This window comes from Methylobacterium sp. E-005, assembly GCF_022829725.1.
In the GTDB taxonomy this organism is placed as follows: Bacteria; Pseudomonadota; Alphaproteobacteria; order Rhizobiales; family Beijerinckiaceae; genus Methylobacterium.
Genome location: NZ_JAKSYG010000199.1, coordinates 50,300 through 72,108, shown reverse-complemented (window position 1 = coordinate 72,108; position 21,809 = coordinate 50,300). Strand labels below are relative to the sequence as shown.

Below are 21,809 nucleotides of genomic sequence, written 5' to 3'. Positions count from 1 at the left end.
GAGAGGACGAGAGAGCCATGCGCGCCAGCAAGCCCATCACCGTCACCCTCGGCGATCTACAGGAGCGGGTCGATGCGCGTATTCAATCCGGCGGCTACGCCAGCGTAAGCGAAGTTATCCGCGCCGGTCTCCGAGCCCTCGACCGAGAGGAGGCTGCACTCGACGCCGTCCTGCGGCAGCGCGTCCAAGAGGCATTGGATGATCCGCGTCCGACTATTCCGGCTGAACAGGTCTTCGCGGATTTGCGCGCCCATCATGCCGAGCGTGTAAAAGCGGCGAAGCAAGGTGCGTAGCGTCCGCTTCCATCCGCTGGCACGCACGGATCTATTCAACCTCTACCGTTACATCGAGCGACAGTCCGGCCCCGAGCGAGCTGGGGCCTATCTCGATCGCATCGATCAGTTGTGCGCGAGCTTGGCCGATTTGCCCGAGAGGACCATGCCGCGCGATGACTTGGTGCCAGGCCTGCGGACGATCGCGCTTGAGCGTCGCGTTCTGGTGGCGCTTACCGTGAGCGATACGGCAGTGGTGATCCTGCGCGTGCTCTATGCAGGTCGTGATCTGTCAGCCCAGGATGTACCGCTTTAAGTCCGTCCCGCCAGCGCCCGCCGCGCCCGGCGCTTCTGCAGCCACAGGGTCAAACCGAGTGCCGTCCCGATCACCAGCGCCGACACCGCCGTGGTCACCGTGCCGAGCGCGTAGATCTCCGGCGTCGTCACCGTGGTGGTCAGGCCCTGCAATTCCAGCGGCAAGGTGTTGCGGCCGCCGATCGCCTGGCTGGTCCGGGCCAGTTCGTCGAACGACAGGGTGAAGCCGAACAGCGCGACGCCGACGAGGGCCGGCGCGAGGATCGGCACCACCACGTGGCGCAGCGTCTGCGGGCCGCTGGCGCCGAGGTCGCGGGCGGCCTCCTCGTAGGCCGGGTCGAACCGGTTGAACACCGCGAACATGATCAGCAGGCCGAAGGGCAGCGTCCAGGTGAGATGCGCGCCCAGCGCCGAGCTGTAGAGGCCCATCAGGGTGCCGTGGTCCTGCAGGAATCCCCAGCCGGTGGCGGCGGCCAGCGCCTTGATGGCGTCGTCGAGGAGCCGGAACTCCAGCCCGATCCCGAGGGAGACCACGATGGACGGCACGATCAGGCTCGAAACCGCCAGGGCGAAGACGAGGCCCGACCCCCAGAACCCCTTCCGGAAGGCGAGCCCGGCATAGAAGGCGATCCCGACGGTGAGCGCCATCACCACGAGGCCGAGCGCCAGGGAGCGCCGCAGCGCCGCCCAGATGTCGACCACGCCGACCCCCTCCCACAGCTTGGCGAACCAGTGGGTCGAGACCCCGTTCATCGGGAAGGTCAGGCCGCCGGACGGGCCCTGGAAGCTGAGCGCCAGGATGGTCAGCGTCGGCCCGTAGAGGAACAGGACGTAGAGGGCGAAGACCGCCGCCAGCAGATAGAAGGCGCGGCCGCGGGGCTGGTCCATCGCTTACAGCTCCCGCCGGAGATCGATCATCCGGGTGAGCCCCAGGATCATCAGCAGCACGGCGGCGAGCAGCACCATGGCGTTGGCGGCGGCGGCCGGGAATTGCAGGTAGGCCATCTGCACCTGGATCACCTTGCCGACGCTGGCGATCTGCTGGCCGCCCATGACGCCGACCGTGACGAAGTCGCCCATCACCAGGGTGGTCACGAAGATCGTCCCGATGGCGATGCCGGGCTTGGCGAGCGGCAGGATCACGTTCCAGAGGATCTGCGCGCCGGACGCGCCGCCGTCGCGCGCCGCCTCGATCAGCCGCCGGTCGATCCGCGCGAGGCTGTTGAAGATCGGCACGATCATGAACACCGTGTCGAGGTGCACGAAGGCCAGCACCACCGCGAAATCCGAGTAGAGCAGGCCGTCGATCGGCTGCCGGATCAGCCCGAGCGCTCGGAGCGTGTCGTTGATGAGGCCGTTGCGGCCGAGCAGCGGGATCCACGAGATCATGCGGATCACGTTCGAGGTCCAGAACGGGATCGTGCAGAGCAGGAACAGGCCCATCCGCACCGTGCCGGAGCGGATGTGGAAGGCCAGGAAGTAGGCGATGGCGAAGCCGAGCGGCAGGGTGATCGCCAGGGTCAGGGCAACGAACTTCACCGTCGAGAGATAGGTGCGCAAAGTCGTGCAGAGGTCGGCCGACAGGCAGCCGTCGAACACGTCGACGTAGTTCTGCAGGGTCAGCGCCGGAATGATCTCGTACTCGTTGTACTCCCAGAGCGAGACGATCCCGGTGAGCACCAGCGGGATCACGAGGAAGACGAGGAAGACCAGGGCCAGCGGGGCGGCCTGAAGATAGGCGAGGCTGCGGCGCGGGCGGTGCGCGACGGCGGGCGCGGCGGTCCGCTCAGCAGATGCGGCGGTGGGCAGAGCGAGATCGGTCATGCTGTCCGGCCCTGACACGCACCCTCCCTCCCCCCACTGCGGGGGCGGGAGGGGAAGAAGTAGAGACCGCTCACGCCGCGATGAACTCGTTCCACTTGCGGACCATGTAGGTGTTCTCGTCCATCACGGCGTTCCAGCAGGCGACCGCGCCCATCCGCGCGTCGAAGGAGCCGCCGTCGCGGGTGGCGCCGGCCTTCTCGATCAGGGTGCCGTCGGGGCCCAGAATGTCCTTCTCGGCGGGCTTCCCCTCCATCCAGAAGGCCCACTCGTAGGGCTGCATGTTCGCCTGCGCGGTCTCCAGCACCGCCGAGTAGTAGCCCTGCCGGTTGAGATAGGCCCCGGCCCAGCCCGACAGGAACCAGTTGATGAAGTCGTAGGCCGCGTCGAGCTTCTTGCCGCTCAGGGTCTTGGGGATGCCGAAGCCCGAGGCCCAGGCCCGGTAGCCCTCCTTGAGCGGCTGGTAGGTGCAGGGCACACCCTGCGCCCGCACCTTGGTGACGGCGGGCGACCACATCGACTGGATCACCGTCTCGCCCGAGGCCATCAGGTTCACGGATTCGTTGAAGTCCTGCCAGAAGGCCCGGAACTGGCCGGCGCGCTTGGCCTCGATCAGCACCTTGATGGTCCGGTCGATCTCGGGCTTCGTCATGTTGCCCTTGTCGCCGTAGGTGTAGTCGCCGGTCGCCTCCACCACCATGGCGGCGTCCATGATGCCGATCGACGGGATGTTGAGGATCGAGGCCTTGCCCTTGAAGGCCGGGTTCAGGAGCTCCTTCCAGCTCGTGACCGGCACCTTGATCAGGTCCGGCCGGATGCCCAGCGTGTCGGCGTTGTAGACGGTCGGGATCAGGGAGATCCATTCCGTCTGTTCGCCGGCAAATTTTTTGGAGTCGACGCCCTCCAGGTAGAAGACCTTCCTGGGCGCCGTGCCCTGGTCGCCGATCTTTTTGCCCGCCACCTCGCCCTTGGTAAAAATGGAAGAGATCTTGTCGGCGAGCTTGATCCGCCTGGCGTCCATGCCCTGCAGGTTGCCGGAGGGCAGGATCTTCTTGAGGCTGAAATACTCGGTGTCGATCAGGTCGAAGGAGTTCGGCTGGGTGACCGCGCGCTTGGTCACCTCGTCGGTCACCACCGGTATGTACTCGAGGGTGATGCCGAGATCCTCCTTCACCTTCCTGGCGATATCGGCGGACTGGTTCACCGCGGTGCCGAGGTAGCGCAGGGTCACGGGCTCGGCGGCGTGCACGGCCGGGAAGCCGGTCACCGGCGTGGCGGCCAAAGCGGCGGCGCCCTTCAGGAGCGTGCGGCGGCTGGGGGAAAGGTCCATCGTCGTCTCCGTACGGTTACGCGTCGAGGCGGTGGGCGGCGGAAGCGTCCCAGCCGACCGGGATCGTTTCGCCCAGGCAGAGCGGGCGGACGGCGAAATCCGCGTCGCTGAGGATCGCCGTGAGGGCGGCGGGGCTCTCAGGCGCGCGCTCCAGCCCCTCGGCGTCGAGGCCGACATGGACGCTGGTGCCCTGGTACTCGACCGCCACCACCCGGGCCGGCAGGGCGGCGGGTCCGGCCTCGGCGCCGAGCCGCATCCGGTCGGCCCGCACGGCGACGAGGCCCTCGGGCAGCCGGATGACGTTGTGGCCGCCGATGAACCGGGCCACGAAGGCGGTGGCCGGGCGCTCGAACACGGTGCGCGGGTCGGCGGCCTGCTCGATCCGTCCGGCATTCATCACCACCACGAGGTCGGACAGCGCCATCGCCTCCTCCTGGCTGTGGGTGACGTGGATGAAGGTGAGGCCGAGCTCGGTCTGGATCCGCTTCAGCTCGACCCGCATCCGCACCCGCAGGAACGGGTCGAGGGCCGAGAGCGGCTCGTCGAGCAGGAGCACCTTCGGGCCGGTGACGAGGGCGCGGGCCAGCGCCACGCGCTGCTGCTGGCCGCCGGACAGCTGGGCCGGCAGGCGCCCGGCGAGGTGGCTCATCTGCACGAGATCGAGCATCGCCATCGCCTTGGCGCGGCGCTCCGCCTTGCCGATCCCGCGCATCTTCAGGCTGAAGGCGACGTTGTCGCGCGCGTCGAGATGCGGGAACAGCGCGTAGCTCTGGAACATCATGGCGGTGCCGCGCTCCACCGGGGGCGCATCGCCGACGGCCTTCGGGCCGATCACCACGTCGCCCGCGCTGGCCCGCTCGTGGCCGCCGATCATCCGGAGCGTCGTGGTCTTGCCGCAGCCCGAGGGCCCGAGCAGGCAGCAATAGGCGCCGGACGGCACCTTGAGGTCGATACCATCGACCGCAATGGCCGCGCCGTAGCGCTTGGTCAGGCCGATCAGCTCGACGTCCATGCGGTTCTCCCCCCCGGAGATTGCAGGCAAGCGGCGGGCCAGCGCGGCCGTCAGGCGTCCCGGCGTTCGGCCGGATCGACCGCCCGGTCGAGCACCCGCCCGCGGCCCGGCACGGAGAGAACCTTGCCGTCCTCGGCGATCACCGTACCGCCCGCGATGGTCATGACCGGCCAGCCAGTCACCGCAAAACCCTCCCAGGGCGTGTAGTCGGAGCCGTGGTGGAGGATCTCCTGGCGAATGGTCTCGCGCCTGTTGGGGTCCCACAGGGTCAGGTCGGCGTCGAAGCCCGGGGCGATCGAGCCCTTGCGCGGGTAGAGCCCGTACAGCTTGGCGTGGTTCGTGGCGGTCAGCGCGGCGAACTGGTTCAGGCTGATCCGCCCCTTCGACACGCCCTCCGAGAAGAAAACCGGCAGCCGCGTCTGAATGCCGGGGATGCCGTTCGGGATCCAGCGGAAGGAGGTCTTCCCGCGCGGGTTCAGCTTGCCCTGCGGGTCGTCGTAGCGGAACGGGCAATGGTCGGACGAGACCACGTCGAAGACCCCGCGCCGGATCCCCGACCACACCGCCTCCTGGCTCTCGACGTCCCGCGTCGGCGGCGAGCAGACGTATTTCGAGCCCGCCATGGGGTCGTCATGACCGAGCCCCTTCATGTCCTCGGCCGTGAGGGTCAGGTATTGCGGGCAGGTCTCGGCCCGGATCTTCAGACCCCGCGCCTGCGCCCAGGCGATCTGCTCGGTCGTCTCGCGGCCCGAGACGTGGACGATCACGATCGGCAGGTCGATCAGCTCGGCGTGGCTGATCGCCCGGTGGGCCGCCTCGCGCTCGACCACCTCGGGGCGCGACAGGGCGTGGCCGTAGGGCCTGGTCTCGCCCGCCCGCTCCAACTTTTCGCTGAGATAGCGGATCGCGTCGTAGCCCTCGGCGTGGACCATCACCCGGGCGCCCTGCCGCCGGGCCACGTGGAACACGTCCAGGAGTTGACGGTCGTTCAGGACGAGGTCGTCGTAGGTCATGAAGACCTTGAACGAGGTGTAGCCGTCGGCGACCAAAGCCGGCAGCTCCTGGCCGAGCACGGCTTCCGTCGGGTCCGAGATGATCATGTGGATCGCCACGTCGACGTGGCACTGGCCCTCGGCCTTGGCCCGGTAGGCATCGACCGTCTCGCGCAGCGACGCGCCCCGGGGCTGGAGCGCGAAGGGCATCACGCAGGTGTTGCCGCCGGCCGCCGCCGCCCGGGTGGCGCTGGCGAAGTCGTCCGCCATGACGATGCCGGGACCGGACTCCTGGGCGATGTGGACGTGGCTGTCGATGCCACCGGGCAGGACCAGCAGGCCGGAGGCGTCGATCACCCGGGCGGCATCCGCGATGCCCTCGGCCACCGCGACGATGCGGCCGCCGCGCACGCCGATATCGGCCCGGACCGTGTCGCTCGCCGTGACGACGGTGCCGCCGCGGATCGCCAGATCGTATTCGGGCATGCCGGTCGCTCCTCCACGCCACGGGGCGATGCATGGTCCGCGCCGATTCGGGCGGAAGCCGTTGCGGTGGGAGGAGGTCACAGCCAATCGTCTGGGTCCAGCGTCTCCCCGTCATGGGTTTCCAAAGGGCTCAGCCCTTTGGCGGGGAAGCGGGGCGGAGCCCCGTTATCGGGCTTTGCCCGAGCCCATCAGGGCTCCGCCCTGAACCCGCGAAAGGGCACGCCCTTTCGGATCCGGGACTTTGGCGCGGAGCATCGACGGCGCTGTCGCGTGGAACTGCGCCCACACCCGCCGCATGTGACGGGCCGAGGCGAAGCCCGCCCGTTCGGCGACCTGTTCGAGGCCGAGATCGGTCTGCGCGATCAGGTCCCCGGCCCGCGCGATCCGGGCGCGGTTGACCGCCTCCGTCACGGTCATCCCGGCGTGGAGCCGGAACAGCCGCGCGAGGTTGCGCGGGCTCGCCCCGACCAACGTGCCGAGCATGGCGGGTGACCAGTCCCGCACCGGGTCGGCCGCGATCGCGTCCTGCGCGCGATGGACCACCGGGTGCAGGTGGCTGCGGCCCTCCAACCAGGGGGAGAGCTGCGGATCGTCCGGGCCGCGGCGCATGTAGACGACCAGCGTGCGGGCCACCGCGACCGCCGTCGCCGGGCCGGCCCATTCGGCCACGAGATGCAGCATCAAATCGATGCCGGCGGTGACGCCGGCGCTGCTGAACCGGTCATGGTCCTGCACGAACAGCCGGTTCTCCAGCACGTTTGCCCGTGGCGCCACCGCGGCGAGGCGGGCGCAGCTGCCGTGATGGGTGGTGCAGGCGTAGCCGTCGAGCAGGCCGGCCCGCGCTGCCAGCAACGCGCCCTCGCAGACCGTCACGACCGTGTGGCCCGGACGGATCGCCGTGCGCAGCCACGCCACGATCTGCGCCTCCGCGGCGGCCTCCGCGGCCTGGTCCCGCTCGGGGCCGAGCGGGTGCTCGGTCGCGCCGGGCAGGAGCACCACCGTCCCGGGCGCGATGTCCGACGGCAACGGGCCGGCGCCGCCGAGATCGAGCCCGATCGAGCTGCGGGTCGATCCCTGCGGAGCCGCGTAGCGGAGATCGAAGGCGATCCGGTCCTGGACCGCCCCGGCGATCCGCAGCACCTCCATCGGGCCGGCGAGATCGAGCAGCAGGGCCCGGGGCGGCAGCACCACAAGGACCGGGATGCGGCGCCCCGGCCCGGTCATGCGGCGGCGGCCAGCGCCCGGCCGGCCAGCGCCTGCTCCACCGTGGCGATGCGGGCGAAGCGTTCGGTCAGGACCAGCTCGGTCCGGGCCTTGATGTCGCCGGCCTCGAAGCGGCGGCCATCCGGATGGGTCATGGCGAAGGTCAGGGTCGCCTCGGTGACGAAATCCACCTGCCAGCCTCTGTCGGAGGCGTGGCGCGTGGTGGTCTCGCAGCATTGCTCGGTCCGGATCCCCGACACGATCAGGCGGCGGATGCCGTGCTGCGTCAGCCAGCCCGCGAGGCCGCTATCGACCAGGGCGCTGTGCCGGCGCTTGTGGAACACGGCCGCGGGCGCGATCACGATGGGAGCGAGGGTGCGGACATGGCCCGATTCCAGGGAGAACGGACCCGTGTCGGCGAGGTGGAACACCTGCAGCACCGGGATGCCGCGCGCCACGGCGCCGTCGATGAGCGCCTGCTGACGCTCCGTGAAGTGCGGGAGTTCGGCGTCGGTCCAGAACGGCCTGTGCCGGAAGGATTCCTGGACATCGATGACCAGCAGCGCAACATCGGACATGTCCTGCCTCCGCAAGGGTGGGTGCAGGACCAGCATCCGTCCCTCGGCCTGGGCGCGAAAGCAACCGCGTGGCCAACGAGCGGACATTTTCGGCCATCCGGGGCACAGGCATGACGCGGCATCCCGAAAAGATCTTCGTGCTGACCGGCGCCGGCGTCTCGGCCGAAAGCGGGCTCGGCACGTTCCGGGACCGCGGCGGGATCTGGGCGCGGTTCGATCCCATGAAGCTCGCCACCCCGGAGGCCTATGCGGCCGACCCCGACACGGTGCTCGACTTCTACGACCATCGCCGCCGGGGCGTGATCGCGGCCGAGCCGAATGCCGCGCATATCGCCCTGGCGCAGGCCGAAGCCCGGCTCGCCGCGCGGGGCGGGCGGCTGTTCCTGTGCACCCAGAACGTCGATGACCTGCACGAGCGGGCGGGTTCCCAAGCGGTCACCCACATGCACGGCGAATTGCTCAAGGCCCGCTGCTGCGCCTGCGGAACGGTCACGCCCTGGCGCGTCGACCTCAGCCGTACGGACGCCTGTCCGGCCTGCGGCGTCGCGGGCCGGATGCGGCCGGACGTGGTCTGGTTCGGCGAGATGCCGATGCACCTCGACGCGATCGAGGCGGCGCTGGCGGAGGCCGATCTGTTCGTAGCGGCGGGTACGTCGGGGGCGGTCTACCCGGCGGCCGGCTACGTGCGGCAGGCCCGGGCGCTCGGAATTCCGACCTGCGAGATCAACCTCGAACCCTCCGACAACGCCGACGCGTTCGACACGGCGCGGTACGGGCCGGCCAGCGAGGCGCTGCCGCGCTATCTCGCCGATCTGGGTCTGTGACCGTACCTAAGCCGGCAACGCACTGAAATGCCTGTGTATTTCGGCGTAAAAAGCATTGCGGTTGTCGAGGATCATGATCCTAATTTTCGCGAATCACTTCGTTGCGAGCTGTCAAGAACTGTTCGGATAGTTGCCGACCGGTTACAACGGCCAAGCTCGGGCTCGGCGTCGCGGCCCTCCCGAGCGTTCGTTGAAGCCATAGGGGAAGCTACGACCCATGCAGCACTTCACCGTAACCGACCGCGAGCGTGACACCGTCCTGGCGGCTTTGCGCTATTATCAATTCTACCGGATGCAGGGACATCCCTTCGACCCACGCCAGGACCACCTGATCGACACCATCGCCGGCCAGACCGGTGATGCCCTGAACCTCACGGAGATCGACGATCTCTGCGCTGGCTTGAACGGCCACCGCCACGCCCTCGCGGCCGCCGCAGCCTGAGGCTGCAACGCGGGGCGGCTTGTCCGCCCCGGTTATCCCGCGCGTGGGATATCGCTGGAAGATCCTCTCCGAGATGAGCGCAAGCGCCGCCGGAGCCGGTTCCTTCCCGGTCCGGGAGGCTTCAGATGCCTCCCGCCTCCCCCGAAAGGCCGGTTTTACCGAGCCTGGAAACATGCCCTAACGATCCCGCGGGGCCCTCCGGCCGCGTGAGGTCCGGGGATACCCATGCCGAGCATGCGGACGGGTTCGGGATGGCTGTGCCGCGGCGCGCTGCGGGCGGCCGCCCTGATCTTCGGCCTGAGCCCCGCCGTCGCGGCCGACGGCGTCGCCACCGCGCTGGTGGTCTCCGTCGATGTCTCGCAATCCGTCGACGACACCCGGTTCCGGTTGCAGATGGAGGGCATCGCCGAGGCCCTGGAGGATCCCTCTGTCGTCGGCGCCATCACGGGCAACCCAGGCGGCATCCTGTTCGCCATGGTCACCTGGGCGGACCGGGCGAACCTCGCGGTCGGCTGGCGGCGGATCGCCAGCCGGGCCGACGCCACCGCCACCGCCGCGCTGGTGCGCGCCACGCCCCGGCAGGCGGGCGAGTTCACCTGCCTCGGCCAGATGTTCCGCACGGTCACCGCAGGGGTGCTGCCGGCGCTGCCGATGCCGGCCGAGCGCGTGGTGATCGACGTCTCGGGCGACGGCATCGACAACTGCACCGACGCCGACAGCCTGAGCGATGCTCAGGAGGCGCTGCTCGCCACCGGCGCGACGATCAACGGCCTGCCGATCCTGGTTCCGGGCGAGAACGACGTGGTCGGGGCCGGCGCCTACCGCGCCCCGGGCTACGGGTTGCGGGCGACCCCGCTGCCGCAGGAGCGCACGAGCCTGGAGCAATGGTACCGCGCCCACGTCATCGGCGGACCGGGCGCGTTCCTGCTGGCTGCGGCGGGCTATGGCGACTTCTCGCGGGCCCTGCGACGGAAATTCGTGATCGAGATCAGCGCGCTAAGGCGGTAGGGGCGGCGGGGCGACCACATCGCGGCGCCCCTTCCCGCCCGCCCAGCGTCAGCGGACTGCGACCCGGAGGTGTCGACCCTCAACCCTCGCCGTCGCGGAGCTTGCGCAAGCCGGCGAGCGGACCCGCATCCTCCCCAACCACCACCGGCTCGAAGCTGAGGCCGGGCTTGCGCGGATAGGGATCGAGCCCCAGCGCCAGGAACTCGGCGGTGAGCGCGCCGAAATCGATACGCCCGCCGACCAGCGGATCGGGGATGTCGGCCTCCTCGGCGTCGGTGCCGGCGAGCTGGTCGGTGTCGGTGAACACCACCTCCACCGGCTCGTGGACCGGCGCCTCGAACGGCTCGAGGCTCACGGTGCAGACCTGCGTCACCAGGGCGTCGACGGTGCCGGTCACGGTCAGGCGGCTGGTGGAGCCCGAGATCTCGAAGCGCCCGACCAGGTCGCGGATTCCGGGAATCTTGAAATCGACGGCCAGCGCCGCGCACTCGGCCGGGCTCGCCTCGACGGTGACGGCACCCCGCCCCTGGGGCAGGCGCTCGACATTGACCCAGCGCGCGAGCGGAAAGCTGTCGTTCGGGTTCTCCCGGCGCCTGTCCTGGCTCATGCGATGGCTCCTTCTGCTTCTCTGTCCGACGCGAAGCCGTCCGGCTCCGGAAAGGGCGGCCCGGCGCCAAGCAGCAGATCGAGATCCGCGCCGGCGAGCGCCGCGTCGGCGGCCTGCACGTAGGCGGCGAGCCCCACCCCGTCCCCCGCCCCGCCGAGCACATTGCGGACGAGCACCGCGCGCAGCGCCCCCGTGTCGCCCGCGTCCAGGGCCGCGTCGTAGCCCGTGGCCCGGCCGTAGAAGGCGGCACCGAGCTTCTTCATCCGCTTCCCCACGCCCATGTCGCCGACACCCAGCTCGCGCAGGGACGCGTCGAGCTGGGTGAAGACGGAATTCACGAGATCCTGCGCCACCTCGGCGGCCGGGGCCGGCAGGCGGTTCAGCCGGCGCAGGACCAGGATGGCGTGCAGGCACAGGGCCTCGAACCGGCCCTCGACGGTGTCGGGCACGTCGAGGCCGGTATAAAGGCCGGGGCGGCGGGCCGCCATGCTGAGCGCCACATGCAGGCCCTCGACGGCCTGCCGCCGCGCATTTGCCTGCCGGAACAGCCGACCGATCATCGATGCCACGCCCTTGCGAAGTGTGGCCAAGCTTGCCTTGTCAAAGCCATAACCCCGCGGTACGGCAACCCACGCCCAGGGCGCAAGCGTCGCCGGAATTCCGAACCGGCGGCATCGGTTGCGCCCTGTCCGTCCACACGCTTCCTGGGGGCCCGATGCGGCGCCGTCTCGTCCAGTCCTTCGCGCGCCTTGCCCTGCTCGGCCTCGCGGGCGCCGGCCTGTCCGGCTGCATCGGCGAGGAGCTGCGCCACGGCTATCAAGTCGATCAGGCGGCGCTCGCTACGATCAAGCCCGGCATGAGCCCCGAGCAGGTGCTGCAGATCCTCGGCACGCCCTCCACGGTCTCCACCGTGGGCAACAAGTCCTGGTACTACATCTCCCAGAACACCCGCCGCACGATCATGTTCATGGGCGAGCAGGTGGAGGACCAGAAGGTCACGGCCGTCTACTTCACCCCCGCCTTCAAGGTCGAGCGCGTGGCGCTCTACGGCCTGCAGGACGGGCGGGTGTTCGACTTCATCGAGCGCACCACGCCGACGAGCGGCGCCGACCGGGCCTTCCTCAGCCAGCTGTTCCGCGGCCTGACCCGCTACGAGCCGTTCGGCAGCGGCAGCGGCGCCAGCGTCGTGCCGGGCGCCAACCGCGGCATGTGAGCCGGGGCGCCCGCCAGCAGGCGGGCGATCTCTCCGGGATTGGAGAACAGGTAGTCCGGCTCCTGCGCGGCCAGCGCCTTGGGGTCCGTATAGCCCCACGCCACCGCGCCGAACGGGCAGCCGAGGGCGCGCGCCGCCTCCAGATCGCGGATCTCGTCGCCGATGCACAGGGCCCGGGCCGGCGTCACGCCCCGGCGCGCGAGGAGCTTGCGCAGGCGCCGCGCCTTGCCGAACAGCGAAGCCCCGCAGGCATAGGCGTCGATGCGGGCGGCATTGTCCGGCCCAAGCACCCTCCGAACCGTGTCGGCGCGATTCGACGACAGGATCGCCATCGGCACGCCGGCCTGCGCGAGGCCGGCCAGCATCTGGGGTATGCCCGGAAACAGCGCGATCTGCGCCGCGTCGCGGGCCGCGAGCCGGTGCATATGGCGGGCGATCAGCGGCAGCTTCCAGCGCGGGATGCCGAGATGGGCCACGATCGCGCGGGCACCCTGGAGGCGCAAGCCTTCGACCTCGTGCGCCTCGACCTTCCGGAAGCGGTAGCGCGCGGCGACGCCGTTCATCACCGCGCAGAACCAGTCGAAGCTGTCGGCCAGGGTCCCGTCGAAGTCGAGCACGACGAGGCGCAGCCCGGCGGCCTCATTCTGGCGGATCATCTCAGGCCCGGAGGTTCTCGATCGGCACGCTGAGCCGCATCAGGAGGCCCCCGGGCGTCCAATCGTGCTCCAGCACGCCGTCGAGCTGGCCTGCGACGCTGCGCTCGGCCAGAACCGTGCCGAATCCCTTCCGGGTCGGGATGCCGGTGACCGGAGGGCCGCCGGCCTCCCGCCAGGTCAGGGTGTAGCGCCCCGCCTGCCGCAGCCCGCTCAGGGAGACGCCGCCCTCCTTGGTGGAGAGGCCGCCATACTTCATCGCGTTGGTGGCCTGCTCGTGCATGATTAGCGCCAGCGCGGTCGCGGTGCGTTCGCCGATTGCGGCGTCGTCGCCCGAGATGGCGACCCGCGCCTGGCCGCCTTCCTCGTAGGCCGCCATGATCAGGCGCATCAGGCCCAGCACGGTCTGCCCCGCCACCGCGGGGGCGCTGTCGGGAGAATGCGGCCGGACGTACTCGTGGGCCTGCGCCAGGGCACCGAGCCGCTCGCGGAACGCCTTGGCGAAGGGCTGGGCCGCAGGGTCGCTCCGGGCAGTGAGCGCGGCGAGCCCGCCGACCACCGCGAAGATGTTCTTGATCCGGTGGGACAGCTCGCGGATCAGCAGGTCCCGGGCCTCCTCGGCGCGCTTGGCGTCCCGCAGGTCGCGGGTGACCGTGGCGTAGCCGATCTCGGCCCCGGTCGGATCCTTCACCGGGAAGATGTTGTAGAGCACCGCCACCGGCTCGCCCGTGACGAAGTGCCGGAACGCCAATTCGCCCTCCCAGAACCCGTCCCGGCGCATCGCCGGCATCGCGGTCTCCTCCAGGATCCGGCGACTGCCCTCGGTGAAGAAGTCGGGAATCCGGTGCCGGCGGGCGGCGGCGAGGTCGGGCAGGCCGACGAGGGCCAGGGCCGCCTCGTTGAGATGGGTGATGGCGCCGTCGAGGGTGCAGAGGCCGATGAAGTCCTTCGAGGTCTCCACGATGGCGGCGAGCTTGCGCGCCTCGGTCTCGGCCTGCTTCAGGTCGTCGATGTCGGTGCAGGTGCCGAACCAGCGCTCGATCCGCCCCTCCGCATCGCGGATCGGCATGGCGCGGCCCAGCGTCCAGCGATACGCGCCGTCGCGATGGCGCAGGCGGTACTCGATCTCGTAGGGCTCGCCGGTGGCCAGCGAGTGGCGCCAGCGCGCCCAGGCCCGCTCCTGATCGTCGCGATGGAATACGTCGTTCCAGCCCTCACCGTCGGTGGAGCCGTAGGGCACGCCGGTGAACTCGTACCAGCGGTCGTTGTAGTAATCGTGGAACCCGTCCGGCCGGGTGGTCCAGACCATCTGGGGCATCGCCGACGTCATCACCCGGAACCGGCGCTCGCTGGCGGCGAGTTCCGCCTCGCGGCTCGCCACCTGCGCCAGGGTCCGGCGGTGCTCCAGCAGGCTGGAGATCTGGCGCGCCAGGGCGACGAGGGTGGCGGTCTGCTCCGAATCGAGCCCTCCGGGCCGCGTCGCCCGGTCGAGCACGCAGAGGGCGCCGAGCGGGATGTCCTGTCCGCCCCGGATCACTGCGCCCGCGTAGAAACGGAAGCCCTCGGGCCCGGTCACCAGCGGGTTCTCGACCGTCCGGGGATCCGCGGTCAGGTCGGGGATGACGAGCAGCGCCCCCGCCTCGATCGTGTGGGCGCAGACCGAGCAGGTGATCGGCAACTCGCGCTTGCCGAGCCCGACCTCCGACTTGAACCATTGCCGCTCGGCATCCACGAGGCTGACGAGGGCGACGGGCGCGCGGCACACATAGGCGGCGACCCGGACGAGATCGTCGTAGAGCGGCTCGGGTTCTGTATCGAGGATCGCGAGGTCGCGCAGTTCCGCGATCCGATCCGCGGTGCTCCAGGCGCCGCCGGTCGGTTGGGAAGCCGCGAGCGCGTGAGGGGACGGCACATCCATGGTCTAGCCGTCACATAGGCCTGTTGCGTTCCGATGCCTAGGGCGCTCAGTGCGGAAGTGCACACCGGTCCGGTGTCGGAGAACGCGGCATCGTAAAGACTTAAGGTTGCGCCTGTGGTTCAATCGCAGGCACAACCCCGTGTGACCGCGCCCATACGGGGCGCGGCGGTCGATTGGGCTGGCGCCCTACGCGGCGCGGGCTTGCCCAAGGGTCGGGTAATCGATGTAACCCTTCGGCCCCTGGCTGTACCACGTGGCGGCCTCGTCCTTGTTGAGGGGCGCGCCCTTGGCGATCCGCTCGACGAGATCGGGATTGGCGATGAAGGTGCGCCCGAACGCGATCGCGTCGGCCTCGCCGGCATCCAGTACCTTCTGGCCGCTGATGCCGTCATAGTCGGCGTTGAGGATCATCGGGTTGCGGAACACGCGCCGCATCGCCGGGGCGATCGGCGGATGATCGGCCTTGCCGAAGGTGCCGTCCGGACCCGGCTCGCGCATCTCCAGGAAGGCGATGTCGAGATCGGCCAGCGCCTGGGCGGCGGCCACGAACAGCGGCTCGGGGTTCGAATCGTTGCAGCCCTGGATCGCACCGTTCGGCGACAGGCGCACGCCGGTGCGCTCGGCCCCTGCGACCTTGGACACCGCCTCAGTCACCTCGCGCAGCAGCCGCACCCGGTTCTCGATCGAACCGCCGTACGGGTCGGTGCGGTGGTTGGTGCCGTCGCGCAGGAATTCGTCGATCAGGTAGCCGTTCGCCGCGTGGATCTGCACGCCGTCGAAGCCGGCGGCCAGGGCGTTGGCGGTGGCGCGCTCGTAATCGGCGAGCAGCCGCGGGATCTCGGCGAGTTCCAGGGCCCGGGCCTCGCCGTAGGGCTTCTTGCCCTCATAGGTGTGGGCCTGATCGGGCGCCGTGGTCGCAGAGGCGGAGACGGGCTTCGCGCCGGCGAGGAAGTCCGGATGGACCATCCGGCCCATGTGCCAGATCTGGCACACGATCTTGCCGCCCTTGTCGTGGACCGCCTTCACGATCGGCCGCCACGCATCGACCTGCGCGTCCGACCAGATGCCCGGGGCGTAGGGCCAGCCGAGGCCCTCCTGGGAGATACCGGTGGCCTCGGTGAGGATCAGGCCGGCGCCGGCGCGCTGGGCGTAGTACTCGGCCATAATCGGGGTCGGCACGTGCTCGCGGGTGCCGCGGCCGCGGGTGAGCGGGGCCATGAAGATCCGGTTCTTCGCCTCGATGGCGCCGATGCGGATCGGGTCGAGCAGGGACGGCATGGGATACCTCGTGCTGGTGCGGCCGCGCCGCATCCGGTTCATTCCGGCGCCGAGGTGGCGCTGCGGCGCGGCGATGCCAAGGTGCAGCGCACCAGGGACGGCGGCGGCGTGCGGAGGCGCACATGGCGGGCTGCCGCTGAACCGGACGTTATCCGGACGGATCGAAGGGCAGCGCACAGTCCGCTGCGAGCCATGCCAGCCGACGCATCATCTCACGCCGCTCAGGCACACGATCAGGCATGCGCGGCAGACGGGTTGCCATCAGGCCGAGATCGAAGAGGCCGGATCGCAGGCCCGACGTGAGCCACGCTCTGTCCTTCTCCCGCCAAGCCACCATCTTGGCGAGAGCGATATCCGCGGGATCGGCGACGATGGCCGTGATGCCGGGGCAGCCCGGGCTCTCGTACGCCACGGCGCGCGCCTGCCAGTCGGCGGGCATCACGGCCGTTCCCGCGGAGACGCCATCGCAATAACAGCCGTACTGTTGGTGGACGCTCGATCCCTGGCCGATATTGGCCCCGATGGCATCCGACAGATCCTCCGCGTTCGGGACCTCGGGAACGGAGAGATCCGCCTCGGGGGTCAGCAGCAGATCGCCGGGGATGTCTTTGCAACGCATGAGGATGGCGGCCGACCCGACGAGCACGAAGCACCGGTGGCCTGTGACGGTGCTGGCCGCCCGCAGGAGGTGATCGAGCTTCTCGCGACGCATCATCCGATGCGATCCGCGGTGCGGTTCCTCAACGCTGCGCCGTCTTCCGGCTCTGCGAGCGCTCCTCGGGCGGAATCACCACGAAGACCGGCTGGGTATCCCGCAGAAGGTCCCCCTGCGAGGTATTCGCCAGCATCCGCCGAACGATCTGCCGGACGTCCTGGCGGAGAAGATTCATCCAGAGCTCGTAATATTGAGCCTGCGCGGGGTCGGGACGCACGTGCCGTTCCAGAAAGGCCCTGCCGTTGTCCACCAGTCCGGGATCATCGATGAGATGAGCCGCGACGCGCCGCGTCACAGGAGCGGCGCTTGCTACGATCGTGAAAGTTCATCTTCGCAGGCAGACTGCTGACGAAGCGCTCTCCCTCGGTCATGACAGGATCCCGACACACAGGACATGGCAATGACGGAGCACAGCGCGATTTTCGAAGGTCCCGAAGCCGGATCGTGATCCATCACCTCTGGCCGTCGCGAGATCGACGTCTCGGACAGGAGCCGCGGCCAGCCGTGGGGCTCGCCGCAGCCAGCACCGTCCCTCAGCTATGCGCCAGCACCGCCAGCAATAGCAGGGCGATGATGTTGGTGATCTTGATCGCCGGGTTCACGGCGGGGCCGGCCGTGTCCTTGTAGGGGTCGCCCACGGTGTCGCCGGTCACCGCCGCCTTGTGGGCGTCCGAGCCCTTGCCGCCGTGATGCCCGTCCTCGATGTACTTCTTGGCGTTGTCCCAGGCGCCGCCGCCCGAGGTCATCGAGATCGCCACGTAGAGCCCGGTCAGGATCACGCCGAGCAGGCTCGCCCCCACGGTGGCGAAGGCTTGGCTCTTGCCCGCGATGAGCTGGATCACGAAGAACAGCACCACCGGCGACAGCACCGGCAGCAGCGAGGGGACGATCATCTCCTTGATGGCCGCGCGGGTGAGCATATCCACCGCCCGCCCGTAATCCGGCCGGTCGGTGCCCTGCATGATCCCGGGCTTGGCCCGGAACTGCCGCCGCACCTCCTCCACCACCGCGCCTGCCGCGCGCCCCACCGCCGTCATGGCGATGCCGGCGAACAGGAACGGGATCAGGCCGCCGAGGAGCAGGCCCACCACTACGTAGGGGTTGGAGAGCGAGAAATCGACGCTGACGCCCTGGAAGAAGCGGTACTGCGTCGGGCTGGCATTGGCGATGAAGTAGTTCAGGTCCGACGTATAGGCGGCAAACAGAACCAGCGCGCCGAGGCCCGCCGAGCCGATCGCGTAGCCCTTGGTGACCGCCTTGGTGGTGTTGCCGACCGCATCGAGGGCATCGGTCGACTTCCGGACCTCCGCGGGCAGGCCGGCCATCTCGGCGATGCCGCCCGCGTTGTCGGTGACCGGCCCGAAGGCGTCGAGCGCCACGATGAAGCCCGCGAGCGCCAGCATGGCGGTGACCGCGATGGCGATGCCGAACAGGCCGGCGAGCGCGTAGGTGCTGATGATGCCGGCCACGATCACGAGGGCGGGGAGCGCCGTCGATTCGAGCGAGATCGCCAGCCCCTGGATCACGTTGGTGCCGTGGCCTGTGACCGAGGAATCGGCGATCGACTTCACCGGGCGGAAGTTGGTGCCGGTGTAATACTCGGTGATCACCACGATCAGCGCCGTGATGGCGAGCCCGATCACCGCGCAGCCGAACAGGCCGCCCGACGTGAAGGTGACGCCGGTCGAGGTGGTGAAGGTGGTCGCGAACCCGCCGAGCAGGGTCATGTTGACGGCCGCGATCGCCACGATCGACAGCACGCCCGCGGTGACCAGGCCCTTGTAGAGCGCACCCATGATCGACTGGTTGGCACCGAGCCGCACCGCGTAGGTGCCGGCGATCGAGGTGAGGATGCAGGCCGAGCCGATGGCCAGCGGGTACAGCATCATCGGCTCGAGGACGTCGCGGCCGCTCCCGGTCGGGCCTGAGAAGAAGATCGCGGCCAGCACCATCGTGGCGACGACCGTCACCGCGTAGGTTTCGAACAGGTCGGCCGCCATGCCGGCGCAGTCGCCGACATTGTCGCCCACGTTGTCGGCGATGGTGGCGGGGTTGCGCGGATCGTCCTCCGGGATGCCGGCCTCGACCTTGCCGACGAGGTCGCCGCCGACATCCGCCCCCTTGGTGAAGATGCCGCCGCCGAGACGGGCGAAGATCGAGATCAGCGAGGCGCCGAAGCCGAGCGCCACCAGCGCGTCGATCACCTCACGGCTCGACGGGTCGAGATGGGCGCCGCGGGTGAGGAACAGGTAGTAGAGGGCAACGCCGAGCAGCGCGAGGCCGGCCACCAGCATCCCGGTCACCGCGCCCGACTTGAACGCCACGTCGAGGCCGCCGCCGAGCGAGGTCGAGGCGGCCTGGGCGGTGCGCACGTTGGCCCGGACCGAGACGTTCATGCCGATGAAGCCCGCCGCGCCCGAAAGCACGGCGCCGATCAGGAAGCCGATGGCGACCTTGATCCCGAGGAACACGGCGAGCAGAACGAACAGCACCACGCCGACGAGGCCGATGGTCGTGTATTGCCGCCGGAGATAGGCCTGCGCGCCCTCCGCGATGGCGGCGGCGATCTCCTGCATGCGCTCCGTGCCGGCATCGCGCCGCATCACGTCGAGAATCGTCACGATGCCGTAGGCGACGGCGCAGAGCCCGCCCACGATGATCAGAAGCAAGGGAATCATGCGACCGTCCTTGTTATTATCCTGCCTGGCGTGGGCTTGTGTTTGTCGAGCTTGACCGTCGGGAAACGGCCATGGGACGTGGTGCTCGGATTCGGGGCTTTCCTTCCCAGAACAACACCTTGATTGCCAAACTTCGCCGCAGAGCGCAAACGCCGCGTTCCGGTTTATCGCGACGCAGCCTCCGGACATGCGTCGTATCCGGCGCAGAATTCTGCATCATTTTGCAGGTTTCAGGACGCGTGTTCTCGCCGCGGGTGCGTTCCAGCCTTCGAGAAACGGACTCAGAAGTGGCTGAAGGCCCCGGCGGCGAACACGCGCGTCGTCCCATCCGCGAGCGTGAAGTCGGGCGGACCTTCGTCGGCGGTGATGTGACCGAGGCCGGTCAGCCTCACCCCGGCCGCCGCTGCCTCGACCCGAAAAGCCTCGAACGCCTCCGGCGCCACCGTGCACAGGATCTCGTAATCGTCGCCGCCGGTCAGCACCGCCTCGATCAGATCAGGATCCATGGCGCAGGCCCGCCGTGCGGCCTCCGAGAGCGGCACGGCGGGCAGGTCGATCCGCGCTGAGCGGCCCGTACCCAGCATCTTGGCGAGGTCACCCGCGAGCCCGTCGGACACGTCCATGGACGCGGTGGCGTGGCGGCGGATCGCCTGCGCGGCGGCGAGGCGCGGACGCGGGTGCAGGTAGCGGTCGGCCAGCACAGCCCGCAAAGCCGGTTCGAGGCCAGCCGCCCAGGGCGCCTCCGGTTCGAGGCGCAGCTGCAGGCCGAGCGCCGCGTCGCCGATCGTGCCGGTGACACAGATCCGGTCGCCGATCCGCGCCGTGTTGCGGCGGACAATCGTCCCGGCCGGCACCTCGCCCATCAGCGTGACGCCGATCAGCGCCGGCCCGCCGGAGCGCACCGTGTCGCCGCCGAGCAAGGGGCAGCCCGCCTCCGCGGCGGCCGCGCCGAGCCCGGCCGAGAACCCGGCGAGCCACTCCTCGGTCCAGTCGTCGGGCAGCGCCAGGGTCAATAGAAAACCGCGCGGCACCGCCCCCTTGGCGGCGATGTCGGACAGATTCACGCCGAGCGCCTTGCGGGCGATCGAGGCCGGCGGATCGTCCGGGAAGTAGTGGACCCCCGCCACGATCGCGTCCGTGGTGAGGACGAGGTCGTGGCCGGGCGACGGGGTGAGGGTCGCGGCATCGTCCCGGAGCCCGTCGGCGCCGGGCCCGGCCAGCGGGGCGAAGTAGCGGGCGATCAGCCCCTCCTCGGAGGCGCGGACCGGCCCGGCCACGGGTCAGGCCTTCCCGGGGGCCGGCTTCGCGGGCAGCGGCTTGGACGAGCCCGGCTTGTTCGACCCCTTGGCCGGCCCGACCTCGCCGGGACGGACCTCCCGGGCGACCCGGTCCAGAACCGCGTTGACGAGGCCCGGCTCGTCGCCCGGATAGAAGCTGTGGGCCACGTCGACATATTCCGAGATCGCCGCCGCCGCCGGCACGTCCGGCCGGAACATCAGCTCGTAGGCGCCCGCCCGCAGGATCGCCCGGAGCACGATCTCGATCCGCCGAAGCGGCCAGCCCTGGGCCAGGGCCTGATCGAGCTTCGGGTCGATCGCCCGCTGCTCCTCGACGGTGCCGCGCAGCAGGTCGCGGAAGAAGGCGGTCTCGGCCTGGGGATGCGCGATCCCGTCGACCTCCTGGCCGATCCAGAACGCCTCGAACTCGGCGAGCGCGTCGAGGACGCCCTTGCCGGAGACATCCATCTCGTAGAGCGCCTGCACCACGGCGAGGCGGGCCCCGGTGCGCGGGCTGATCGCCTTGGCCGCCTCCGGTTTCGTGTCGGTGGTCCCGGTCATCTGGCTATCCGTCATCGGGGGCGGGCGGCCTCGGCGGCGCGCTTGAGGGCGAGCACCCCGAGCGCGGCCTCCGCGGCACCGCCGCCCTTGTTCATCTCGGCCACGCGGGCGCGGGCCAGCGCCTGCGCCTCGGTCTCGACGGTGAGGATGCCGTTGCCGAGGGGAATCCGGCGATTCACCGACAGATCCATCAGCGCCCGGGCGCTCTCGCCGGCCACGATATCGTAATGGCCGGTCTCGCCCCGGATGACGCAGCCCAAAGCCACCACGGCATCGTAGGCCTCCACGTCGAGCAGGATCGCCACGGTGGCGGGGATCTCCAGGGCGCCCGCCACCGTCACCACGGTCGCATGCGCGCCGGCCGCCTCGATCGCCGCGCGGGCGCCGGCCAGCAGCTCGTCGGCGAGGGCCTCGTAGTAGCGCGCCTCGACCACGAGGACGCGGGCCCCGGCAAGCGCCGGGTCCTGGGGCTTCGACGCCGAATCGGCGCGGGTATGGGCGACCATGGCTCTCGTCCGGCCGGGTTTTCGGGGGTTGGCGGGCGGCACGGGGCGCCCGCGAGGGGAGGACGGTTAGACCGAAGCGGCCGGCGCCACAAGCGGCGTGATCCGCTTCGCCGCCGAACA

Annotated in this window: 24 protein-coding genes; 6 read left to right on the top strand and 18 right to left on the bottom strand. The window is 69.9% G+C overall.

What is annotated here, in order from left to right; all coding sequences use genetic code 11:
• Positions 1-17 precede the first annotated feature (17 nt).
• Positions 18-293 carry a type II toxin-antitoxin system ParD family antitoxin gene (locus MKK88_RS22500; protein ID WP_244003661.1) on the top strand — a complete coding sequence of 92 codons (276 nt, stop codon included), beginning with the start codon at positions 18-20 and terminating at the stop codon, positions 291-293.
• Positions 286-588: a type II toxin-antitoxin system RelE/ParE family toxin gene (locus MKK88_RS22495; RefSeq protein ID WP_244003660.1), complete on the top strand. Its 303-nt coding sequence runs from the start codon at positions 286-288 to the stop codon at positions 586-588. Before MKK88_RS22500 ends, MKK88_RS22495 begins: the two co-directional genes overlap by 8 nt.
• Here the strand turns inward: MKK88_RS22495 and MKK88_RS22490 are convergent.
• From MKK88_RS22490 to MKK88_RS22460, 7 genes are all read right to left on the bottom strand, one after another.
• A complete protein-coding gene (locus tag MKK88_RS22490) occupies positions 585-1,475 on the bottom strand; it encodes an ABC transporter permease (RefSeq protein WP_244003658.1) in 891 nt (296 codons plus the stop codon). The genes MKK88_RS22495 and MKK88_RS22490 overlap by 4 nt on opposite strands.
• Positions 1,476-1,478: 3 nt before the next feature.
• Positions 1,479-2,411 carry an ABC transporter permease gene (locus MKK88_RS22485; RefSeq protein ID WP_244003656.1) on the bottom strand — a complete coding sequence of 311 codons (933 nt, stop codon included), beginning with the start codon at positions 2,409-2,411 and terminating at the stop codon, positions 1,479-1,481.
• A 70-nt stretch (positions 2,412-2,481) separates the two neighbouring features.
• On the bottom strand, positions 2,482-3,738 hold the full coding sequence (locus MKK88_RS22480) for a PotD/PotF family extracellular solute-binding protein (RefSeq protein WP_244003654.1): 1,257 nt from the start codon (positions 3,736-3,738) through the stop codon (positions 2,482-2,484).
• Positions 3,739-3,754: 16 nt separating this feature from the next.
• A complete protein-coding gene (locus MKK88_RS22475; protein ID WP_244003652.1) occupies positions 3,755-4,750 on the bottom strand; it encodes an ABC transporter ATP-binding protein in 996 nt (331 codons plus the stop codon).
• A gap of 50 nt (positions 4,751-4,800) precedes the next feature.
• On the bottom strand, positions 4,801-6,228 hold the full coding sequence (hydA, locus tag MKK88_RS22470) for a dihydropyrimidinase (protein ID WP_244003650.1): 1,428 nt from the start codon (positions 6,226-6,228) through the stop codon (positions 4,801-4,803).
• Positions 6,229-6,393: 165 nt separating this feature from the next.
• Positions 6,394-7,452, bottom strand: coding sequence for a GlxA family transcriptional regulator (locus MKK88_RS22465; RefSeq protein ID WP_244003648.1), 1,059 nt, complete (start codon positions 7,450-7,452; stop codon positions 6,394-6,396).
• Positions 7,449-8,009 carry an isochorismatase family protein gene (locus tag MKK88_RS22460; RefSeq protein WP_244003647.1) on the bottom strand — a complete coding sequence of 187 codons (561 nt, stop codon included), beginning with the start codon at positions 8,007-8,009 and terminating at the stop codon, positions 7,449-7,451. Before MKK88_RS22460 ends, MKK88_RS22465 begins: the two co-directional genes overlap by 4 nt.
• A 110-nt stretch (positions 8,010-8,119) precedes the next feature.
• On the opposite strand from MKK88_RS22460, the gene MKK88_RS22455 reads away from it, so the two are divergent.
• From MKK88_RS22455 to MKK88_RS22445, 3 genes are all read left to right on the top strand, one after another.
• Entirely contained in the window at positions 8,120-8,833 is a 714-nt protein-coding gene (locus tag MKK88_RS22455) for an SIR2 family NAD-dependent protein deacylase (protein WP_244003645.1), read from the top strand.
• A gap of 217 nt (positions 8,834-9,050) precedes the next feature.
• On the top strand, positions 9,051-9,275 hold the full coding sequence (locus MKK88_RS22450; protein ID WP_244003643.1) for a hypothetical protein: 225 nt from the start codon (positions 9,051-9,053) through the stop codon (positions 9,273-9,275).
• Between the two features lie 234 nt (positions 9,276-9,509).
• The gene (locus MKK88_RS22445) at positions 9,510-10,283 is read left to right on the top strand and encodes a DUF1194 domain-containing protein (protein ID WP_244003755.1); all 774 of its coding nucleotides are present in this window, start codon (positions 9,510-9,512) and stop codon (positions 10,281-10,283) included.
• 79 nt (positions 10,284-10,362) lie between these two features.
• Here the strand turns inward: MKK88_RS22445 and MKK88_RS22440 are convergent, their stop codons facing one another.
• The gene (locus tag MKK88_RS22440) at positions 10,363-10,890 is read right to left on the bottom strand and encodes a YceD family protein (RefSeq protein ID WP_244003641.1); all 528 of its coding nucleotides are present in this window, start codon (positions 10,888-10,890) and stop codon (positions 10,363-10,365) included.
• Positions 10,887-11,450 (bottom strand): ubiquinol-cytochrome C chaperone family protein, encoded by a 564-nt coding sequence (locus tag MKK88_RS22435; RefSeq protein WP_244003753.1) that lies wholly within the window; start codon positions 11,448-11,450, stop codon positions 10,887-10,889. Before MKK88_RS22435 ends, MKK88_RS22440 begins: the two co-directional genes overlap by 4 nt.
• Positions 11,451-11,605: 155 nt before the next feature.
• On the opposite strand from MKK88_RS22435, the gene MKK88_RS22430 reads away from it, so the two are divergent.
• Positions 11,606-12,103, top strand: coding sequence for an outer membrane protein assembly factor BamE (locus tag MKK88_RS22430; RefSeq protein WP_244003639.1), 498 nt, complete (start codon positions 11,606-11,608; stop codon positions 12,101-12,103).
• Here the strand turns inward: MKK88_RS22430 and MKK88_RS22425 are convergent.
• The 9 genes from MKK88_RS22425 to ribH form a co-directional block, all read right to left on the bottom strand.
• Positions 12,040-12,759 carry an HAD hydrolase-like protein gene (locus MKK88_RS22425; RefSeq protein WP_244003637.1) on the bottom strand — a complete coding sequence of 240 codons (720 nt, stop codon included), beginning with the start codon at positions 12,757-12,759 and terminating at the stop codon, positions 12,040-12,042. The two genes, MKK88_RS22430 and MKK88_RS22425, sit on opposite strands and share 64 nt — an antisense overlap.
• A 1-nt stretch (position 12,760) precedes the next feature.
• A complete protein-coding gene (locus tag MKK88_RS22420; protein ID WP_244003635.1) occupies positions 12,761-14,674 on the bottom strand; it encodes a PAS domain S-box protein in 1,914 nt (637 codons plus the stop codon).
• Between the two features lie 186 nt (positions 14,675-14,860).
• On the bottom strand, positions 14,861-15,952 hold the full coding sequence (locus MKK88_RS22415; protein WP_244003633.1) for an alkene reductase: 1,092 nt from the start codon (positions 15,950-15,952) through the stop codon (positions 14,861-14,863).
• A gap of 148 nt (positions 15,953-16,100) precedes the next feature.
• The gene (locus tag MKK88_RS22410; RefSeq protein ID WP_244003632.1) at positions 16,101-16,667 is read right to left on the bottom strand and encodes a DUF6036 family nucleotidyltransferase; all 567 of its coding nucleotides are present in this window, start codon (positions 16,665-16,667) and stop codon (positions 16,101-16,103) included.
• 25 nt (positions 16,668-16,692) lie between these two features.
• Positions 16,693-16,842 (bottom strand): hypothetical protein, encoded by a 150-nt coding sequence (locus MKK88_RS22405; RefSeq protein WP_244003630.1) that lies wholly within the window; start codon positions 16,840-16,842, stop codon positions 16,693-16,695.
• Between the two features lie 358 nt (positions 16,843-17,200).
• On the bottom strand, positions 17,201-19,345 hold the full coding sequence (locus tag MKK88_RS22400; protein WP_244003628.1) for a sodium-translocating pyrophosphatase: 2,145 nt from the start codon (positions 19,343-19,345) through the stop codon (positions 17,201-17,203).
• Between the two features lie 281 nt (positions 19,346-19,626).
• On the bottom strand, positions 19,627-20,622 hold the full coding sequence (thiL, locus tag MKK88_RS22395) for a thiamine-phosphate kinase (protein ID WP_244003626.1): 996 nt from the start codon (positions 20,620-20,622) through the stop codon (positions 19,627-19,629).
• Positions 20,623-20,625: 3 nt separating this feature from the next.
• Positions 20,626-21,183 (bottom strand): transcription antitermination factor NusB, encoded by a 558-nt coding sequence (nusB, locus tag MKK88_RS22390; protein ID WP_244003624.1) that lies wholly within the window; start codon positions 21,181-21,183, stop codon positions 20,626-20,628.
• Between the two features lie 11 nt (positions 21,184-21,194).
• On the bottom strand, positions 21,195-21,689 hold the full coding sequence (gene ribH, locus MKK88_RS22385; RefSeq protein ID WP_244003622.1) for a 6,7-dimethyl-8-ribityllumazine synthase: 495 nt from the start codon (positions 21,687-21,689) through the stop codon (positions 21,195-21,197).
• Positions 21,690-21,809: the final 120 nt, after the last annotated feature.

Bases quoted from the DNA above. Each gene is read 5' to 3' on its own strand.
- MKK88_RS22415 (WP_244003633.1), bottom strand. From the start codon at position 15,952: ATGCCGTCCCTGCTCGACCCGATCCGCATCGGCGCCATCGAGGCGAAG.
- MKK88_RS22400 (WP_244003628.1), bottom strand. From the start codon at position 19,345: ATGATTCCCTTGCTTCTGATCATCGTGGGCGGGCTCTGCGCCGTCGCC.
- MKK88_RS22460 (WP_244003647.1), bottom strand. From the start codon at position 8,009: ATGTCCGATGTTGCGCTGCTGGTCATCGATGTCCAGGAATCCTTCCGG.
- MKK88_RS22475 (WP_244003652.1), bottom strand. From the start codon at position 4,750: ATGGACGTCGAGCTGATCGGCCTGACCAAGCGCTACGGCGCGGCCATT.
- MKK88_RS22425 (WP_244003637.1), bottom strand. From the start codon at position 12,759: ATGATCCGCCAGAATGAGGCCGCCGGGCTGCGCCTCGTCGTGCTCGAC.
- MKK88_RS22490 (WP_244003658.1), bottom strand. From the start codon at position 1,475: ATGGACCAGCCCCGCGGCCGCGCCTTCTATCTGCTGGCGGCGGTCTTC.
- MKK88_RS22440 (WP_244003641.1), bottom strand. From the start codon at position 10,890: ATGAGCCAGGACAGGCGCCGGGAGAACCCGAACGACAGCTTTCCGCTC.
- MKK88_RS22405 (WP_244003630.1), bottom strand. From the start codon at position 16,842: ATGAATCTTCTCCGCCAGGACGTCCGGCAGATCGTTCGGCGGATGCTG.
- nusB (WP_244003624.1), bottom strand. From the start codon at position 21,183: ATGACCGGGACCACCGACACGAAACCGGAGGCGGCCAAGGCGATCAGC.
- MKK88_RS22445 (WP_244003755.1), top strand. From the start codon at position 9,510: ATGCGGACGGGTTCGGGATGGCTGTGCCGCGGCGCGCTGCGGGCGGCC.
- MKK88_RS22465 (WP_244003648.1), bottom strand. From the start codon at position 7,452: ATGACCGGGCCGGGGCGCCGCATCCCGGTCCTTGTGGTGCTGCCGCCC.
- MKK88_RS22410 (WP_244003632.1), bottom strand. From the start codon at position 16,667: ATGATGCGTCGCGAGAAGCTCGATCACCTCCTGCGGGCGGCCAGCACC.
- MKK88_RS22455 (WP_244003645.1), top strand. From the start codon at position 8,120: ATGACGCGGCATCCCGAAAAGATCTTCGTGCTGACCGGCGCCGGCGTC.
- MKK88_RS22420 (WP_244003635.1), bottom strand. From the start codon at position 14,674: ATGGATGTGCCGTCCCCTCACGCGCTCGCGGCTTCCCAACCGACCGGC.
- MKK88_RS22480 (WP_244003654.1), bottom strand. From the start codon at position 3,738: ATGGACCTTTCCCCCAGCCGCCGCACGCTCCTGAAGGGCGCCGCCGCT.
- MKK88_RS22450 (WP_244003643.1), top strand. From the start codon at position 9,051: ATGCAGCACTTCACCGTAACCGACCGCGAGCGTGACACCGTCCTGGCG.
- MKK88_RS22485 (WP_244003656.1), bottom strand. From the start codon at position 2,411: ATGACCGATCTCGCTCTGCCCACCGCCGCATCTGCTGAGCGGACCGCC.
- ribH (WP_244003622.1), bottom strand. From the start codon at position 21,689: ATGGTCGCCCATACCCGCGCCGATTCGGCGTCGAAGCCCCAGGACCCG.
- MKK88_RS22500 (WP_244003661.1), top strand. From the start codon at position 18: ATGCGCGCCAGCAAGCCCATCACCGTCACCCTCGGCGATCTACAGGAG.
- hydA (WP_244003650.1), bottom strand. From the start codon at position 6,228: ATGCCCGAATACGATCTGGCGATCCGCGGCGGCACCGTCGTCACGGCG.
- MKK88_RS22430 (WP_244003639.1), top strand. From the start codon at position 11,606: ATGCGGCGCCGTCTCGTCCAGTCCTTCGCGCGCCTTGCCCTGCTCGGC.
- MKK88_RS22435 (WP_244003753.1), bottom strand. From the start codon at position 11,450: ATGATCGGTCGGCTGTTCCGGCAGGCAAATGCGCGGCGGCAGGCCGTC.